At 70.2% G+C, this 17,202-nt stretch carries 11 protein-coding genes; 3 read left to right on the forward strand and 8 right to left on the reverse strand.

Translation table 11 applies throughout. The features are described 5' to 3' along the window. The first annotated feature begins 103 nt into the window (after positions 1–103). From IOD14_RS34460 to IOD14_RS34470, 3 genes are all read left to right on the forward strand, one after another. Positions 104–613 carry a tetratricopeptide repeat protein gene (locus IOD14_RS34460; protein ID WP_212672363.1) on the forward strand — a complete coding sequence of 170 codons (510 nt, stop codon included), beginning with the start codon at positions 104–106 and terminating at the stop codon, positions 611–613. A 49-nt stretch (positions 614–662) separates the two neighbouring features. After that, positions 663–2,603, forward strand: a complete 1,941-nt coding sequence (locus IOD14_RS34465; RefSeq protein ID WP_212672364.1) for a hypothetical protein — start codon at positions 663–665, stop codon at positions 2,601–2,603. A 64-nt stretch (positions 2,604–2,667) separates the two neighbouring features. After that, the gene (locus IOD14_RS34470) at positions 2,668–3,357 is read left to right on the forward strand and encodes a TetR/AcrR family transcriptional regulator (RefSeq protein WP_123988719.1); all 690 of its coding nucleotides are present in this window, start codon (positions 2,668–2,670) and stop codon (positions 3,355–3,357) included. Here the strand turns inward: IOD14_RS34470 and IOD14_RS34475 are convergent. The 8 genes from IOD14_RS34475 to IOD14_RS34510 form a co-directional block, all read right to left on the reverse strand. Then, positions 3,354–3,707 (reverse strand): 5-carboxymethyl-2-hydroxymuconate Delta-isomerase, encoded by a 354-nt coding sequence (locus IOD14_RS34475; RefSeq protein ID WP_123988720.1) that lies wholly within the window; start codon positions 3,705–3,707, stop codon positions 3,354–3,356. The genes IOD14_RS34470 and IOD14_RS34475 overlap by 4 nt on opposite strands. A gap of 28 nt (positions 3,708–3,735) precedes the next feature. Further along, positions 3,736–5,355, reverse strand: a complete 1,620-nt coding sequence (locus IOD14_RS34480; RefSeq protein ID WP_123988721.1) for a fused response regulator/phosphatase — start codon at positions 5,353–5,355, stop codon at positions 3,736–3,738. Positions 5,356–5,428: 73 nt separating this feature from the next. Then, positions 5,429–10,828 (reverse strand): pullulanase-type alpha-1,6-glucosidase, encoded by a 5,400-nt coding sequence (gene pulA, locus IOD14_RS34485; protein WP_212672365.1) that lies wholly within the window; start codon positions 10,826–10,828, stop codon positions 5,429–5,431. Positions 10,829–11,162: 334 nt separating this feature from the next. Beyond that, positions 11,163–12,554, reverse strand: coding sequence for an alpha-amylase family protein (locus IOD14_RS34490; RefSeq protein ID WP_212672366.1), 1,392 nt, complete (start codon positions 12,552–12,554; stop codon positions 11,163–11,165). A gap of 122 nt (positions 12,555–12,676) precedes the next feature. Next, a complete protein-coding gene (locus tag IOD14_RS34495) occupies positions 12,677–13,243 on the reverse strand; it encodes a dihydrofolate reductase family protein (RefSeq protein ID WP_212672367.1) in 567 nt (188 codons plus the stop codon). Positions 13,244–13,372: 129 nt separating this feature from the next. Then, positions 13,373–15,034, reverse strand: coding sequence for a glycoside hydrolase family 13 protein (locus IOD14_RS34500; protein WP_123992594.1), 1,662 nt, complete (start codon positions 15,032–15,034; stop codon positions 13,373–13,375). Positions 15,035–15,177: 143 nt separating this feature from the next. Beyond that, a complete protein-coding gene (locus IOD14_RS34505) occupies positions 15,178–16,083 on the reverse strand; it encodes an ABC transporter permease subunit (RefSeq protein ID WP_123988725.1) in 906 nt (301 codons plus the stop codon). 13 nt (positions 16,084–16,096) lie between these two features. Further along, entirely contained in the window at positions 16,097–17,101 is a 1,005-nt protein-coding gene (locus tag IOD14_RS34510; protein WP_212672368.1) for a sugar ABC transporter permease, read from the reverse strand. Positions 17,102–17,202: the final 101 nt, after the last annotated feature.

Raw genomic sequence — 17,202 nt, forward strand, 5'->3', positions numbered from 1 at the left:
GGACGGGCCCCGGCGGGGGTCCGTCTCCCCCCATACGGCTGTGGAGCGCGGGACACTCAAATCCTGGTGTCATCACGGGTACGGCTGTGCGAAAGTGTGCCGGGTGAACGAGGACTGGGAAAAGCGGGTCGACGCCGCCTGGGCGACCTTCGACGAGTATCCGGAAGAGCGCGCGGCCGATTTCCGGGCCGTGATCGACGCGCTGGTCGCCGAGCTGCCGGAGGACAGTGCGCTCGCCCCCTTCGAGCGGGCCTGTGCCTGGGACTCGACGGGGCACTCCGACAAGGCGGCCCCGCTGTACCGGGAGGCGCTCGCGAAGGGGCTCGGCCAGGAGAGCGGCTACAAGGGGCGACGGGCCAAGATCCAGCTGTCCAGTTCGCTCAGGAACATCGGGCAGGCGGAGGAGGGCGTCAAGCTGCTCACCCCCGAACTGGACGGCCCGTCGGACGAGTTGGACGACGCGGTACGCGCCACGCTCGCGCTGTGCCTGTCCAGCCTCGGCCGGGACCGCGAGGGCCTGTCGCTGGTCCTGGGCGCGCTCGCGCCCCATCTCCCGCGCTACCAGCGGTCGATGGCGAACTACGCACGCGCCCTGGTCGACCCCGAGGACTGATTCCTCCGGTCGGCGGTGACCAACGAACGATTCGCTCGTTCTGCTGAACGTGCAGTCACAGGATGTCGCCCCGCGCCCCGCACCCGCGTCCGGCTCCGCCGCCGACCCCGTCGTCGACGTCGAACAGGCCGAGGCCGCGCTCGTCGAGCACTACCCCCGGCTGGTCAGGATCGCCTATCTGGTGCTTCCGCCGGGCCTCGGCCGGGGCCGACGGGTCCTGACCGCGCACGCCCTCACCCAGCGCGCCCTGCCCAGGGGCCGCAAGGCGACGCCCGTGATCCCGGCCCAGTCGGCCGGCCGCGAGGGCGATCCCGGCTACGCCTTCGTCCGCCTCCAGGTGGTGCGGACGGCGCTGGAGGCGGGCCTGCCGCTGCGGCGCCTGGCGTGGCCCAAGCGCTCCCAGCTCCCGCCGCTGCTCCCCCAGGTGTGGGGCCTCAGGCTCTTCCCGCGCTCCGGCGGCGCCGACGAACTCGCCCTGGACCAGCGCCTGTCGGCGATGTCCGGTCCGGGCCGCGCCGCCCATGTCCTGCGCGGCCTGGAGAAGCTCCCCGACGGCGACGTGCGCGAGGTGCTGGCGGCGGCGGGCGTGACCGACGTGGACGCGGCGCTCGACGAGGCCGCCGGTGTCGACACCGCCTCCGCCGAGGACCGGTACGCCCTCCTCGAATCCCCCGAGTTCGATCCCTGCTCGCTCCAGGCCCGCCCCACCGACCTGATGCGGCGCAGACAGCACATGAAGGCCGCGCTCGCCGCCGCCGCGGCCGTCGCCGTGTGCGGGGCGCTGCTCGGCATGCCCGGCGACGGCTGGGGACCCGACGGCGCCGCCGCGCCCGCCTACGCGCAGAACCCCGCCGCCCAGGCCGCCCTGGACCCGGCCCTGCTGCTCAAGGTCCCGGCCGCCGCGTGGGAGTCCTCAGCGCGCACCGACTTCTCCGTGTGGCCCGCGCGCGGTGACCTGACCGGCGACAGCGCCCTGCTGCGCCGCGCCCTCGCCGTGTGGGCCCGCCCCGGCGAGACGGTCCAGGTCTCCGCGACCCCCGGCACCCCGTCGGGCGGCCCCGCCGGCCCGCCACAGCTCCTGTACGCAGGCACCGTCGACAACGCGCGCGTGGTGATCCTCTACGACGGTCTGCGCATCGTCCGCTACGCCGAGCCGCTGGGCAGCACCAAGGGCGCCGCGCTGGACTTCGCCCGGGTCGACGGCGCGGACCGGGCGGAGGCGAGCGCGGTCGTCCTGGGCCGGGCCGACGGCAACATCCGCTATCTGACGGCCCCTTGGGTGACGAAGGCCGCCGAGCGGGACCTGCTGAAGCCGGGCTCGGGAGCGATGGACCTCACGCTGTCCGACGGCACCACCGCACCGATGGCCGGCCCCGCGCAGAGCGGCGCCTGCACCTCCTGGAACGTCCTGCAGCTGACGGACGCCTCCGGCACCCGGCTGCTGACCGACCTCGGCGAACTGGTCCCGGCCCGCCTCACCACCGGCCGCCCCGGGTCCGTGAAGGACGCGTCCGGAGCGGGGGCGCTGCGCGCCTGGGCGCCGTACGCCTGCTCGCTCGGTGCGATGCGCTCCTCGGGGGTGCGCGCGGTGAACGCCTGGGGCTACGCGTCGCAGCCGCTGCCCGACGCGAGCGGCTCGGCCGACTGGGTGTGCACCCGGGGCGAGACCTGGCAGGGCGGCGGGGAGCGGGTGCTGGCCCAGTTCCACACGCCGGGCTCGACGTACGGGGCGGTCGCGGCGAAGGCCGAGAACGTGCCGGCGTGCGGGGCGAAGGATCCGCAGGTGCTGGCCGGGGTGCTGTGGAAGTCGGGGACCGGCTCCTGGTACCTGCTGGCGGCGGGGAGCCGGGGGACGTCGTCGATCGGCGCGACGGGCGGGGTGAAGGGTTCCGCCCGGGGCAACCTGCTGGCCGTGAAGGCGAGCCAGGGGGCTCAGGCCGAGCTCAAGGGGACCCTGGAGGACGGCCGGGCGGTCAGCGGGCTCCGGTAGCGGAATGAACACCCCCGACCGGACCGGCCCGTTCGGGGCCGGATTCGATCGGTAAGGTGTTCGTATGACTACCGGGGTCCGTCGAAGAATGGGAGTCGAGGAACGGCGTCAGCAGTTGATCGGCGTCGCCCTCGAACTGTTCGCCCGTCGCTCGCCCGACGAGGTCTCCATCGACGAGATAGCGTCGGCGGCCGGTATCTCGCGGCCACTGGTCTACCACTACTTCCCCGGCAAACTCAGCCTGTACGAGGCCGCGTTGAAGCGGGCCGCGCAGGATCTGGCGAGCCGGTTCGAGGAGCCGCACGAGGGGTCGCTGGGCGGCCGGCTGCTGCGGGTGATGCGCCGGTTCTTCGACTTCGTGGACGAACACGGGCCCGGTTTCTCGGCGTTGATGCGCGGCGGGCCGGCCGTCGGCTCCTCCGCGACGAACGCGCTCATCGACTCCGTACGACAGGTCGCCTACGAGCAGATCCTGTCGCATCTGCGGGTGACGGACCCGCCCGCGCGTCTGGAACTGCTCATCCGCTCCTGGATCTCGCTCGTCGAGTCGACGGCCCTGATCTGGCTGGACGGCCGCAGGGTCCCGCGGGCCGAACTGGAGACGCAGCTCGTCCACGACTTCGCCGCGCTGGCCGCGGTGAGCGCGGCCTACGACCAGGAGATGACCGACCTGCTGCGCCACATGCTCAAGGACGAGCCGCACGACGGCCCGTTCACCGACCTCGCCGCCCGGCTGATCACCCTCGCCTCCTAGAGCACGGCCTTGGTGTAGGAGGCGTCGAGGTCGCGCACCTCGGCGGAGAGGTGCACGGTGAGGCCGTCCTCGGGTCCGACGTGCTCGCGCAGCAGTTCCACGACGGCCTCGGTGAGCTTCGCCTTGGTCTCCTCGGACCGTCCGGCAAGCAGGGCGAGCGTGACGTGCACGATCGCGTGGTTCTTGCTCTCGCCGCCGACCGCCTCGTCCTCGGTGCGCAGGACCCGGGTCTTGCACGCCTCGAGCTTCGCGTCCGCCGTCTCGACGACGACCGGGTGCAGCGCCAGGGCGAACTCCTCCCAGTGGACACGGTCGAGATACGGGGAGTGTTCGACAGTGATCTGCGGCATGGGTACTCCTGTTCTACGGCGACACGGATCACCCTAGCCGCAGCGCCAGCATGGCGATGTCGTCCTCCCGGTCGGGGCCGAAGGTGTCCAGGAGGGTGTCGCACAGCGCGTCCAGTCCGGGCAGGGCGCCCGCGGAGGCCGCGCGCAGCTGTTCCAGGGAGGCCGTGAGGTCGGTGCCGCGGGTCTCGATGAGGCCGTCGGTGACCATGAGGAGCCGGTCGGTGGGCTCGAGGAACAGCTCCGTGGCCGGCGGGTGGGGCAGGCCGATGCCGAGCAGCGGGCCGGACGCCTTGGCGTAGTCCGCGGTGCCGCTGTCACGGACGACCAGCGGCGGGATGTGACCGGCGTTGGCGATCCGGGTGCGCCCGGTGTCCGGGTCGATCAGCGCCAGGCAGACCGTGGCCGTGGTGTCGGGGTGGTAGCGCCGGAGCGTCCGGTCGAGGCGCTCGGCGAGGACGGCGGGGTCGCTCTCGTCGACGGCGTAGGCGCGCAGCGCGTGGCGGAGCTCGACCATGACGGTCGCCGCGTCCAGCGAGTGCCCGACGACATCGCCGACCGCGGTGAGCACGCCCTCGTCGACGCGCAGCGCGGCGTAGAAGTCTCCGCCGATCTCGGTCTGCCGGGAGGCGGGCACGTAGCGGACCACGACGTCGATGCCCGGCAGGTCGGGCAGCCGGTGCGGCTGGGGCAGGAAGCTGTGCTGGAGGGTCAGGGCGACATGCCGCTCGACCTTGTACATGAGCAGCGGCTGGGCGGCGAGCGCGGTGGCCTGCGCGAGCTGGGCCAGCAGGGTCTCGCCCTCCAGGCCGACCCTGCGCATCCCGCGCGCGGGCGCGGCCAGGCACACCGGGGCCCGGCCGTCCTGGGTGACGACGACGGCGAGGCGGGCGTCGTGCTGGACGCCCGGCCGGAAGAAACCGGCGGGCCACAGCGGCGCCGGCACGGTGGTGAGCTGCACTCCGGACTGCCCCCGGGCGAGCCGGCGCAGCAGGCCGGCGACGGTCCGGTCGGCGCCCTCGTCGGGCAGCGCCACGGGGATCCGGTCGCGGGACAGACCACGGTAGAGCTGGTCGTCCTGGTCGAGGACGAAGACGGCGGCGGGGGTTCCGGTGAGCCGCGAGACGCCCTCGGCGGCCGCGTCGGACAGTTCCTGGAGGGTGCGCGCCGCCTGGATGGTGACGATCGTCTCGGACAGGAGGGTGAGCCGTCGTACGAGCGCCCGGTCTCCGGCCCGCAGTTGCGCGTTGCGTACGGCGCCCCGGACCACGGCCTCGATCTCCAGGGGCTCGGCGGGCACCTTGAGGTAGGCCTCGACGCCGGTGTCCATGCCCGCGCAGTGCACGGCGGGGGGCACCGCGGAGGCCGAGAAGTGCACGACGGGCATCCCGGCGGTGTGCGGGCGTTCCTTGAACAGCCGACACAGTTCGAAGCCGCTCATGTCGGGCAGGCCCACGTCGACGAGGGCCACGTCCGGAAGGGTGCCCTTGCGCAGCCGGGTGTCGAGTTCGGCGAGGGCCTCGCCGCCGGTGGCGACCGGGACCACCCGGTGTCCTGCGCGGCTCAGCACGGTGCCCATGGCGTACCGGCTGGCCTCCATGTCGTCCACGACCATCACGGTCGTGCCGGTCAGCTTGCCTTGTGCGTCCATCTGTCACCCCTCGGGCAACACCGGTGGAGCGGACCGGGGTTCAGGGTCCGCTCCACCAAGGTAATGCGTTGGGCTACGGATGGCGCATGAATACGGCCACGGTCCGTGCCGGAACGGCGAAGGTGCCGGTTTCCTTCGCGTAGGAGGCTGCCTTGACGGTAGAGTCCGCCCCCGCCGCCTGCACGGGGTGCAGCCGGTAGGTGGTGCCGGCCAGGGCGTCGACCCGCTGGTTCTGCGCCTTCGGCGTCGCGTTGAGGACGACGACGAGGTCACCGAGTTCCATCGTGATCACACCGGGCGTCTCGTCCTTCCCGGACAGCGGGAAGGACAGCGTCGACTGCACCCGGTCCGCCGTTCCGAGCGAGAACGCCTTCTCCGTCGTACGGATCCTCAGCAGGTCCTGGTAGGCGGCCGACGCCCCCTGGATCTGCGCGCAGCCGACCCGCACCGAGCCCAGCAGCGGCTTGGCGTACGGCCACTTGGACGCGTTGTCGGCCGCCATGGGCAGTCCGCGGCCGAAGCCGTTGCCGTCCCGGCAGTTCCAGTGGATCGCGTTGAACCAGTCGCCGCTGTCGAAGGAGTTGCGGTCCAGGGACTTGGAGCGCAGCAGGTCGGTGCCCGCCTGGGAGAGCGCCGGGCCCTGCGAGAGGGCGGCCGTGGCCATGGCGAGGACCTGCATCCGGGCCCGGTCGGAGGCGCTGGTGCCCGCGGGCAGCTTGTACGTCAGCGCGTCGAACAGTGACTCGTTGTCGTGGGCGTCGGCGTAGGCGAGGGCGTCTCCTGGCGCGGCCGCGTATCCGGCGGGCTGCCCGTTGTAGTCGACCTGGGCGCCGGTGACCTCCTTGCCGTCGGTGTCGGTGAAGCGGTACTGCGCGAGGTTGCCGGAGAGTCCCACCTTGATGAGGTCCTGGTAGTGGAGCAGGCGGGCCTTCTGGGCCGCTGCGGTCCCGTTCGAGGCTGACCCGTTGGGGTCGGTGTACAGCCCGGACGCGAAGCCCTGGACGCCGGGGTCCTCGTCGAAGGGGCCGCCGCCGCGTACGGCGTCACGGGCGCGGTCGGAGAAGGTGGCGATGCCGGTGCCGGCCATGTTCTTCTGCGTGGCCTGCACGAAGCGGGCGTCGTCGGCGACCTCGCCGAAGTTCCAGCCCTCGCCGTAGAGGATGATCTTCTTGCCGTCGACGCCGTCCTTCTTGAGGGTCAGCGCGTCCAGGGCCTTGCGCACGGCCAGGATGTTGGCCTTGGGGTGGTGGCCCATGAGGTCGAAGCGGAAGCCGTCGACCTTGTACTCCCTGGCCCAGGTGACGATCGAGTCGACGACCAGCTTGCCCATCATCGCGTTCTCGGTCGCGGTGTTGGCGCAGCAGGTGCTGTTGGCGACCGAGCCGTCGGCGAGGAGCCGCTGGTAGTAGCCGGGCACGATCCGGTCGAGCACGCTCGTGGGGGCCTGCCCGCTCGCCGCGGTGTGGTTGTAGACGACGTCCATGACGACCCGCAGGCCGTCCTGGTTCAGCGACTTGACCATCTTCCGGAACTGGACCGTGCGGCCGGTGCCGTCCGGGTCGCTCGCGTAGGAGCCCTCCGGGACCGTGTAGTGGTAGGGGTCGTAGCCCCAGTTGTAGGCGTCCTTCGCGGCGGACGCGGCGACACAGGCCTGCTGCTGGTCGGAGTCGGCCGGGTAGGAGGCGAGGTCGCAGTCGGGGGTCGACTGCTCGGACTTCTTCTCGGGGACGGTCGCGATGTCGAAGGCGGGCAGGAGGTGGACGTAGGACGTGCCCGCCTTCGCCAGCTGACGCAGGTGCCGGGAGCCGTCGCTGTTCTTGTCGGTGAAGGCGAGGTAGGTGCCCCGGTCCTTGGACGGCACGGTCTCGTCCGCCACCGAGAAGTCGCGGATGTGCAGTTCCTGGATCTCGGCGTCCTTGAGGGGGACGGCCGTGGGCTTCCGGTAGGTCGACCAGCCGCTCGGGGCCAGGGACCGGTCGTTCAGGTCGACGACGAGGCTGCGCTCGGAGTCGGTGGTGAGGGCGACGGAGTAGGGGTCGGTGACCTTGTTGGTGACGACCTTGCGGACGCTGGGCGCCCAGACCTTCACGACGTACCGGTAGGGCTTGCCCTTCCAGGACTTGGGGCCGGTGACGGACCAGACGCCGGTGGTGGCGTCGCGGTTCATGGCGACCGTGGAACCGTCGAGCTCCAGCTTCACGGACTGCGCGGTGGGTGCCCAGACGGACAGCGTGGGGCGGTCCTTGTGGAAGACCGGGCCCAGCTCGGCCTTGGTCGCACCGGGGTACAGGTCGTCCAGGACACCGGCGACCTGGACGCCGGTCGCGGTCAGCACCGCTCCGTTGGCGGCTCGCTGGGAGGCGACGACCTGGCCTGAGAGGGCCTGCTTCACCCGGTCGCGGTCACGGGGATCGACGGACCAGGCCGTGTAGTCCTTCAGGTGCGGGTACTTGGCCTTCTGGGTGTCGGTGAGGGCGGTCTTCGTGAGCCGCAGCCACCGCTCGTCGTCGCTGGTCAGAGCCCCGCCGTTCACGGCGATGGAGCCGTCGCGGGAGTACAGCAGCTGGGTGGAGGCAGCGGCCTCCGAACCGTTCCAGGCGACGGTGTCGCGGTCGATCCACACCGCCTTGGAGGTGGTGAGGTCGAGCGCGGCGGCGGACCCTGCGGGCTGCGGGAGCAGGTACTTCTCCTGGCCGTTCAGCAACCACACCTCGTGGCCGTTCGCCGTGAGGTCCAGGGACTGGTCGGTGGGCAGGTCCTTCTCGTCACCCTTGTGGATGATGTAACTGAGGCTGGCGGCACCGTCGTTGAGCGGAACCTCGTAGACCGCGCCGTAGCTGTCGGTCCGCACGGGCTCCAGCGGCTTCGACCAGTCGGTGGGGTGCGCGGCGCCGGTCCAGACGTGCAGGCCCCAGCCGTCGTAGTTCCCGTCGGCGCGGTGGTAGTGGATGACCGCCTTGGTCGTGTCCTGGGCAGGGAGGTCGGGCTTCTCCGTCAGTACGGCGTCCTTGCCCTGCTCGATCCACACCTCACCGGTCCTGGTGACGTCGATCGTGCGGTCGGTGGCGACGTCCTTGTTGCCGTCCTTGTCGATGACGAGGAAGCCGACGTCGGAGGCGCCCGGCTTCAGCTTGACGTAGGCGAAGGCGCCGTACGCGTCCCGGCCGGTGAAGGGATGGCTGTCGGGCCAGGTGGTGGACTCGCCGTCGGCGAGGTCGCCCCAGGCGTACAGGCCCCACTTGTCGTAGTCGCCGTCGGTGCGCTTGTAGTGGACGACCGCGTAGTCGCGGGAGGAGGCGGTCGGGGGCTCCTCGGCGGGCGGGGTGCCGGTGGTGGACACGGCCGTGGCACTGGAGGTGCGGCCCGCCGAGTCGATGACAACGGCCTTGTAGCGCAGGGCCGTTCCGGCGGGAGTCTCGTCGGAGACGGTCTGCGTGACCTTGTAGGGAGCGTGGTCGGCGGAGCCGAGCGTCCGCCACGGGCCGTTGCCGGTCTGGGCGGCGAAGACGACCCGGTTGAGCAGGCCGCCGTCCACGTCGGCGGCGAGCTCGACCGTGCCGGTGGCGCCCTCGGCGGGGGCCTTCAGGGCGATCGTCGGCGTGGTGGCGGGCTTGCCGAGCCTGCCCGCCGCCTTGAGGACGATCGCGGAGCCGGCCGGGACGGTGACGGTGATCTTCTTGTCGGCATCGGACTTCACCGTCGCGTCGGTGCCGTGAATCCCGGTGTACGTCATCCCCGCCGAACCGGCCGCGAACGTGGCCGACTTGGCCTCACCGGCGTTGTTGAAGGCGACGACGTACTCCATGCCTCCCTGCGTGCGCGAGAAGGCGTAGATCCCGGCCCCGTCGGCCGCGTAGCGCTCGGTCTGGACGCCGTCGGTGAGGGCCGGGTTGGCCTTGCGGAGCTTGGCGAGAGCGCTGATCTGCCGGTAGAGCGGCGCGCTCGTGTCGTAGGCGTCGCTCGCGTGGGTGCGGTCGGTGCCGATCTCGTCGTCGTCGAGGTAGTCGGCCGTCTTCGAGGCGAACATCGTCTGGCGGGCGTCCTTGTCGCCGCCGGCGCCCGTGAAGCCCTGCTCGTCGCCGTAGTAGACGACGGGGTTGCCGCGGCTGAGGAACATCAGCTCGTTGGCGAGCCTGTCCTTGGCGAGGAGTTCGGCGTCGGTCGCCTTCGGGTTGTCCTGGTTCAGGAAGTACCCGATGCGGCCCATGTCGTGGTTGCCGAGGAAGGTGACCTGCTCGTAGGCGTTGGCCTTGTCGGTCGTGTACTTGTAGTCGTCGCCGAAGACGCCGGCGAGTCTCCGCGCGCTGCCGCCCTGGGAGGCGTACTGCCGTGCCGCCTCCTGGAAGGGGAAGTCGAGCGTGGCGTCGAGGCGGCCCTGGGTGACGTACGGGGAGGTGATCGACGTGTCGGCGGAGTAGACCTCGCCGAACATGAAGAAGTTCTTCCGGCCGTGCTTGGCCGCGTAGGCGTCGAGGGCCGTGGCCCACTGGGTCCAGAACTCCATGTCGACGTGCTTCACGGTGTCGATCCGGAAGCCGTCGATGTCGAAGTCCCTGACCCAGCGCTGGTAGATCCTCTCCATGCCGGAGACGACCTCGGGACGCTCGGTCCACAGGTCGTCGAGGCCGGAGAAGTCGCCGTAGGTCGTCGACTCGCCGGCGTAGGTCGAGTCGCCGCGGTTGTGGTACATCGTCGGGTCGTTGAGCCAGGCCGGGACCTTGGCGTTCGCGCCGGTGACGGTCGGCGTGCGCGGGAAGGAGTCCGCGTCGACGGCCGGGAACGCCTTGGAGCCGTCGGCGTGGTCCGCGTCGTCGAAGGGCTCGCCGTCCTTCGTCAGGTACGGGAAGGCGCCCTTGGAGAGGTAGTCGTAGGACTTCTCCTTGTAGTCGACGACGTCGGCCGTGTGGTTGGTGATGACGTCGAAGAAGACCTTCATGCCCTTGGCGTGCGCCTTGGAGATGAGGGTCTGGAGGTCCTTGTTGGTGCCGAAGTGCGGGTCGACCTGGGTGAAGTCGGTGATCCAGTAGCCGTGGTAGCCGGCCGAGGCGTCGGCCCCCGTGCCCTGCACGGGCCGGTTCTTGAAGATCGGGGCCATCCAGATGGAGGTGGTTCCGAGGCCCTTGATGTAGTCGAGGCGCTGGGTGAGGCCCTTGAGGTCGCCGCCCTGGTAGAAGCCCTTGTCGGTGGGGTCGTAGCCGGTGGAGAGGCGGGAACCGGTCAGGCCGCCCTTGTCGTTGGCGGTGTCGCCGTTGGCGAAACGGTCCGGCATAACGAAGTAGAACTGCTCGCGGGTGTCGTCGTGCCGGGCGGGCTCGGCGGCGAGTTTGGCGTCGGACGGGGGCGGAGGCGGGGTGTCCGCCCGCGCCGCGAGGGGTTGGACGAATGCTGCGGTCAGGGCGGCGACGGTGACCGCGGCGACCCGTCCGGCGTGGGCGGTGCGGCGCCTCGACGGCGTCGGCCATCTCGGTATCACGGATGGACTCCTTGCATTACGGCGGCTCTACGTGGGTCCGACCCCGCGCGACCGTATCGCCGCCGTAATACTTACAGCAAGAGTCTTGAAAGCAACGGAAAGAACTTTCAGCAGATCTGTCAGTGAATACGTCGATCACGCGCGCACGGCGGTGCTTCCGCCGGGACAGCCGTTCGGTCCGGGCCATCGGTGCGTGCCGCCGCTGCCCGCGCGGGGCGATCCGATCCTCGACGTGGTCGACGGCCGGATCGTGTGGATCGAGATACTGGATCGGCCACCCGTGCGACGGCGTGGGGCCGTGGCAGGGGTGGCCGATCGGTGAGCGCGCGCCGGTTCAGCAGCCGGACTTGCCGGCGTAGATCGCCAGCGCGGTGTTCGCGCCCAGGGTGGCGGTGAACTGACCGCTGGAGTTCACGGTCACCGTGGTGTTGTTCTGGACGTTGCAGTACGTCCCGGCACTCAGCGAGGTCTGGTACGTACGGCTCAGCGAGCCCGACTCGTGGTTGATCGCCACATAGCCCTTGCTGCCCCGCCCGAAGGCGATGGCGTCGCCGCCGTTGTCCCACCAGTCGGTGACCGACTGACCGCGCACGGCGTTGCGGAAGGCGACCATGCGGACGATCTCCGGCCAGGCGTGCTGGCACTTCCAGCCGTCCTGCCAACAGGCTTTCACCGAGCCGTTGTTGGGCGGTCCGGCGTCCTTGTCGGACCATTCGTAGCCGGAGTTGATGTCCGGGGCGCCGTAGGGATACGCAAGCATGAAGACGTTGGCCAGCGTGTAGTTCGCGCCGTCCTTGTAGCTGAGCGTGGAGCCGTTGCGCTCGGTGTCGTGGTTGTCGACGAAGACGCCCGCGACCGAGCTGTTCATGTAGCCCCAGCCCTCGCCGTAGTTCTTCAGGTAGGCGAGGTTCTCGTTGTTGAAGACCCGCTTGAGGTCGTAGGCGTAACGGAACTCCTGCACATCGCCGTTGCCCGTGTACTCGGTGGGCTGGACGGCCTCCCCGCTGCCGTAGATGACCTCCTGCTTCCAGTACACCGACGGATTGCTCAGGCGGGACTTGATGTTGGCGAGGTCGCCGGCCGGGATGTGCTTGGCCGCGTCGATGCGGAAGCCGTCGACGCCGTAGCCGAGCAGGGAGTTCATGTATCCGGCGATGGTGGCGCGGACGTACTCCTCACCGGTGTCCAGGTCGGCGAGGCCGACGAGTTCGCAGTTCTGGACGTTGGCCCGGTTGGTGTAGTCGGTGATCGTGGACGTGCAGTCGTCCATGTCCCAGGAGGAGTACAGGCCCGGGTAGTTGTACTTCGTGTACGACGAGCCGCCGGTGCCGGTGCCGCTGCCCGCGGCCATGTGGTTGACGACGGTGTCGACGACGACCTTCACACCCGCGTTGTGGCACGTGGTGACCATGTTCCGGAAGGCGGTGGCGTCACCGAGCCGCCCCGCGATCCTGTAGCTGACCGGCTGGTACGAGGTCCACCACTGCGAGGCCTGGATGTGCTCGGCGGGCGGGGAGACCTGGACGTAGCCGTATCCGGCGGGGCCGAGGGTGTTGGTGCACTCCTTGGCGACCGAGGCGAAGTTCCACTCGAAGAGGACTGCGGTGACGTCCTTGGTGCCCGGTGGGGAGGCCTCGGCGGTGGTGGGGGTCAGGACGGCGACCGCGGCCGCGAGCACGGTGGCAGCGGCGGTGGCGGTGGTTCTTGCGGACCATCTCGATATCACGTGGGGGTTCTCCTTGCCGGACGGCCAGGCGTCTTTGCCTGGCGCCGGCGAGAACGTACCGCTGCCGAAATGTTTACAGCAAGAGTCTTGAAAGCAACAGAAAGAACTTTCACCTACTCTGCTCAGCGCTGACTGGCGGGCTTGCCCGGCAGGTCGTCCCGACTGCCCCGGCAGGAGTAGACGATCTCCACCGACCCTCCGGGCAGGGCCCGTTGGCTCCGGAAGGTCAGTCCGGTCTCGGGGCCGAGCGCCGGGGTCAGCTGCATGCCGCCGCCGAACAGCATGGGCAGGACGACCAGTTCGAGGCGGTCGAGCGCGCCGAGGGCGTGGAATGTGCCGATCGTGCGGGGGCCGCCGACGAGGTGGACGTCGCCGCCCCGGTTGGCCGCGCGGATCTTCTCCAGCAGGCGTACCGGGTCGCTGTCGGTGGTGACGTGGTCCGGGGTGCCCTCGGGGCGGTGCGAACCGAGGACGAACACATCGAGGTCGGGCCAGGGCCAGCGGCTGTTGGTGAGGGCGGGCTCGAAGGTCGTACGGCCCATGAGCGCGGCCTCGCAGTCGGCCAGGAACTCCCGGATGCCGTGGCTCCGGCCGGAGACGAACCCGGGGTCGGCGGTCAGCGCGGGCCAGCCGTCGGGGGTCGTCACATAGCCGTCGGCGCTCATGCTCAGGCGGGCGCGGATCTGCATGGTCTCTCCTCGGATCGCGGGGCGCTGTCCTCGCCCTTTCACCCAAGCGTCGAACGCGCCTCCCGCCGATCGACACGCCCGACGAAAAAATCACCGGGCCCCGAGGGACCCGGTGATGCACACAGATGATCAGGCCGTCGTCCACCACACGGTCGTGTCGGCCGGCACCTTCGCGTCCCCGTCGACCTCGGCGACCTCACCACTGGCGAGGAGCAGACGGCCGTACGCCGGAGTCGTCACCGACTCACCGCCGGTGTTCGCGACACAGACGAACTCCCCGCGCCGGAAGGCGAGGACGCCCTCGGGCGCCCGCAGCCACTCCACCGCGTCGCCCGCTCCCAGGTCGGGCTGCGCGCGGCGGACGGCGAGGGCCGAGCGGTACAGCTCCAGGGTGGAGTCCGGGTCGCCGGTCTGCGCCTCCACGCTCAGCTCCGCCCACTCCGACGGCTGGGGCAGCCAGCTGCCGCCCGCCCCGAAGCCGTACGACGATCCCTCGCGCGTCCACGGGATCGGCACCCGGCAGCCGTCGCGGAAGCCGTCCTGGCCCGCGCCGCGGAAGTACGCCGGGTCCTGGCGGACCTCGTCGGCGAGGTCGACGACGTCCGGGAGGCCGAGCTCCTCGCCCTGGTAGATGTACGCCGATCCCGGCAGCGCCAGCATGAGCAGTGTGGCGGCGCGGGCGCGGCGCAGCCCCAGCTCCCGGTCCCCCGCCGTGCGGATCTGGGTGCCGAGGCCGGGCGGGTTGGCGAAGCGGGTGGCGTGCCGGGTGACGTCGTGGTTGGAGAGCACCCAGGTGGCCGGGGCGCCGACCGGGCGCATCGCCTCCAGCGTGCGGTCGATGACCCCGCGCAGCTCCTCGGCGTCCCAGGCGGTGCTCAGGTACTGGAAGTTGAAGGCCTGGTGGAGCTCGTCGGGCCGGACGTAGTTCGCGGTGCGCTCGACGGTCGGGGTCCAGGCCTCGGCGACGAAGATGCGCTCACCGGAGTACTCGTCGAGGATCAGCCGCCACTGGCGGTAGATCTCGTGGACACCGTCCTGGTCGAAGAAGGGCATGACATCGTTGCCCAGCAGCTTGACTTGGTCGTGGGATCCAAGGTCGGGAAGGCCGTCCGCCTTCACCAGGCCGTGGGCCACGTCGATGCGGAAGCCGTCCACGCCCATGTCCAGCCAGAAGCGCAGGATCGAGCGGAACTCGTCGCCGACGGCGGGGTGGTCCCAGTTGAAGTCGGGCTGCTCGGGGGCGAAGAGGTGGAGGTACCACTCGCCGTCCTCGACGCGGGTCCACGCGGGTCCGCCGAAGATGGACTCCCAGTCGTTGGGCGGGAGTTCGCCGTCCTCGCCCTTGCCGGGGCGGAAGTGGTAGCGGTCCCGCAGCGGCGATCCGGGGCCCTCCGCGACCGCACGCTTGAACCATTCGTGCTGGTCGGAGGAGTGGTTGGGCACCAGGTCGACGATGGTCCGCAGGCCCAGCCCGCGGGCGTCGCGGATCAGCGCGTCGGCGTCCAGGAGGTTGCCGAACATGGGGTCCACGGCCCGGTAGTCGGCGACGTCGTAGCCGGCGTCGGCCTGCGGGGAGGCGTAGAAGGGGCTGAGCCACACCGCGTCCACGCCGAGGTCGCGCAGGTACGGCAGTCGGGTGCGGATGCCTTCCAGATCGCCCATGCCGTCGCCGTTGCTGTCGGCGAAGCTGCGCGGATAGACCTGGTAGATCACCGCGTCGCGCCACCAGTCGCTGCGCTTGGCTTCGGCGGGGTGGGGGGCCGGGGCGATGGCGGAGTGCTGCTGGCTCATGGCGTCCTTGATGTGTAACGGGTTCATCAGGTCAAAGGTATGAGGGTGACGAGGCGGCCGCGGTGACAGCGGGGTCGGATGGACACTGCGGCCGCCCCGGGTATGACCGGCCACGGCGGCGCCGTGGCCGAACGACGGTCGGACTACCCCTTCGTGCCGCCCGCGGTCAGTCCGGTCACCAGGTTCTTCTGCACCAGGTAGAAGAACGCCGACACCGGTATCGCGATCAGCACCGCGGTCGCGGCCATCAGGTTCCGCTGGGCGTCGTGCTCGCTGACGAAGCTCTGCAGGCCCACCGCGAACGTGTACTTCGTGTCGGACAGCATGAACGTCGAGGCGAACGCGACCTCACCGAAGGCGGTGAGGAAGCTGTAGAACGCGGCGACCGCGAGTCCCGGCTTGGCGAGCGGCAGGATCAGCCGCGCGAACGTGCCGAAGGGGGTCAGCCCGTCGACGCGTCCGGCCTCGTCGATCTCGAAGGGGATGGTGTCGAAGTATCCCTTGAGCAGCCAGGCGCAGTACGGCACCGCTGTCGTGCAGTACACGAGGATGAGCCCAAGGTAGCTGTCGATGAGCTGGAGGTCCGAGAGCATCTGGTACATCGGCACCATGAGTACGGCCACCGGGAACATCTGGGTGACCAGCAGCACCCACATGAACTTCCGGTAGCCCGGAAAGCGCATGCGGGACACGGCGTACCCGGTGGTCGCGGCGATCAGCACACCGATCACCGTGGTGCCGAGCGAGACGATCAGCGAGCTCTTGAGCCAGCTGAAGAACTCGGTGTGCTGGAGGACGAACGAGTAGTTGTCGAACGTCATCTTCTTCCAGATGCCGCCCGGGTGGAGGTAGTCGTCCTTGTCCGGGCCGAGGGACAGGAAGACCAGCCAGGTGATCGGGAAGAGCGCGATGAGGCTCGCGACGATCAGGATGCCGTGCGAGACGAAGGAGCCGGCGAGGCTCTGCTCACCGCGGCGGCGGATCCGGCGGGGCGCCTCGGCGGGCCGTTCGCTCACCGTGGCCGGGTTCTCGACTGTGGACGTGCTCATGGGGGCTCCTGCCTCAGATCGCGAGCTGCTGGTCATTGCGGTTCAGCCAGCGGCGGTAGAAGGAGGTGAAGACGATCAGGATGGCCAGCAGCAGGATGCCGTACGCGGCCGACTGCGCGAAGTCGCGCGGCTGCTGTCCGAAGCCCAGGTAGTAGGCCCAGGTGACGAGGATCTGCGCGTCCGGCGCGGTGTTGCCGAACAGCAGGAAGATCACGGCGAACTGGTTGAACGTCCAGATGATGCCGAGCAGTACGACGGTGGAGCTGACGCTCCTGAGGCCCGGGAGGGTGACGTACCGGAAGCGCTGCCAGGCGGTCGCGCCGTCCATCTCGGCGGCCTCGTACAGGGAGGCGTCGATGGACTGGAGTCCGCCGAGCAGCGAGACCATCATGAACGGCACTCCGCACCAGGTGTTGACCATGATCGCGGCGAAGCGCTGCCAGAAGGTGTCCTCCAGCCAGGACGGGCTCGGCAGGTGCAGTGCGTCCAGGGCGCTGTTGATGATGCCGCCGTCGGCGAGCATGAACCGCCAGCCGAAGACGGTGACGAAGGTCGGCACGGCCCAGGGCAGCACCAGGATCAGCCGGTACAGGGTGCGTCCGCGCAGCTTCTGGTTGAGCAGCAGCGCGAGGCCGAGCCCTATGCAGTAGTGCAGCGCGACGCACAGGGCCGTCCAGACGATCGTCCAGATGAAGTGCGACCAGAAGCGGTCGTAGGCGGTGTCGCCCCACAGGATGTCGGCGTAGTTGTCCAGGCCGATGAACTTGTAGGTGGCGTCGATGTGGTTGACGCCGATCGTGCGGGCCGTGTTGAGGCTGGTGGCGTCGGTGAGCGTGAGGTAGACGCCGTAGACCAGGGGGTACAGCACGAGGACGCCGAGGACGACCGCCACCGGGGCGATCATCGCGTAGGCGTACCAGTGTTTGTGGTAGCTGTGCTTCAGGCGTTGGCCCAGCCCGGGCCGTGGCGCGCGGTCACCGTGGCGTTTGCCGGTGGCGCGGTCGATGGCGACTGTCATGTTCGACACCTTCTGGAAGTTCTGCGGCTCTGAGAAGTGGCTGGGCGACGCGGCCCCGCGGGCGGGGCCGACACAGACCGGTGGCCGCCGGATCTCTCCCC

The sequence above is a fragment of the Streptomyces sp. A2-16 genome, assembly GCF_018128905.1.
In the GTDB taxonomy this organism is placed as follows: domain Bacteria; phylum Actinomycetota; class Actinomycetes; order Streptomycetales; family Streptomycetaceae; genus Streptomyces.

Excerpts from the sequence above, each read along its gene's own strand:
- IOD14_RS34495 (WP_212672367.1), bottom strand. The coding sequence starts at position 13,243 with ATGCAGATCCGCGCCCGCCTGAGCATGAGCGCCGACGGCTATGTGACG.
- IOD14_RS34510 (WP_212672368.1), bottom strand. The coding sequence starts at position 17,101 with ATGACAGTCGCCATCGACCGCGCCACCGGCAAACGCCACGGTGACCGC.
- IOD14_RS34480 (WP_123988721.1), bottom strand. The coding sequence starts at position 5,355 with ATGGACGCACAAGGCAAGCTGACCGGCACGACCGTGATGGTCGTGGAC.
- IOD14_RS34475 (WP_123988720.1), bottom strand. The coding sequence starts at position 3,707 with ATGCCGCAGATCACTGTCGAACACTCCCCGTATCTCGACCGTGTCCAC.
- IOD14_RS34505 (WP_123988725.1), bottom strand. The coding sequence starts at position 16,083 with ATGAGCACGTCCACAGTCGAGAACCCGGCCACGGTGAGCGAACGGCCC.
- IOD14_RS34500 (WP_123992594.1), bottom strand. The coding sequence starts at position 15,034 with ATGAGCCAGCAGCACTCCGCCATCGCCCCGGCCCCCCACCCCGCCGAA.
- IOD14_RS34470 (WP_123988719.1), top strand. The coding sequence starts at position 2,668 with ATGACTACCGGGGTCCGTCGAAGAATGGGAGTCGAGGAACGGCGTCAG.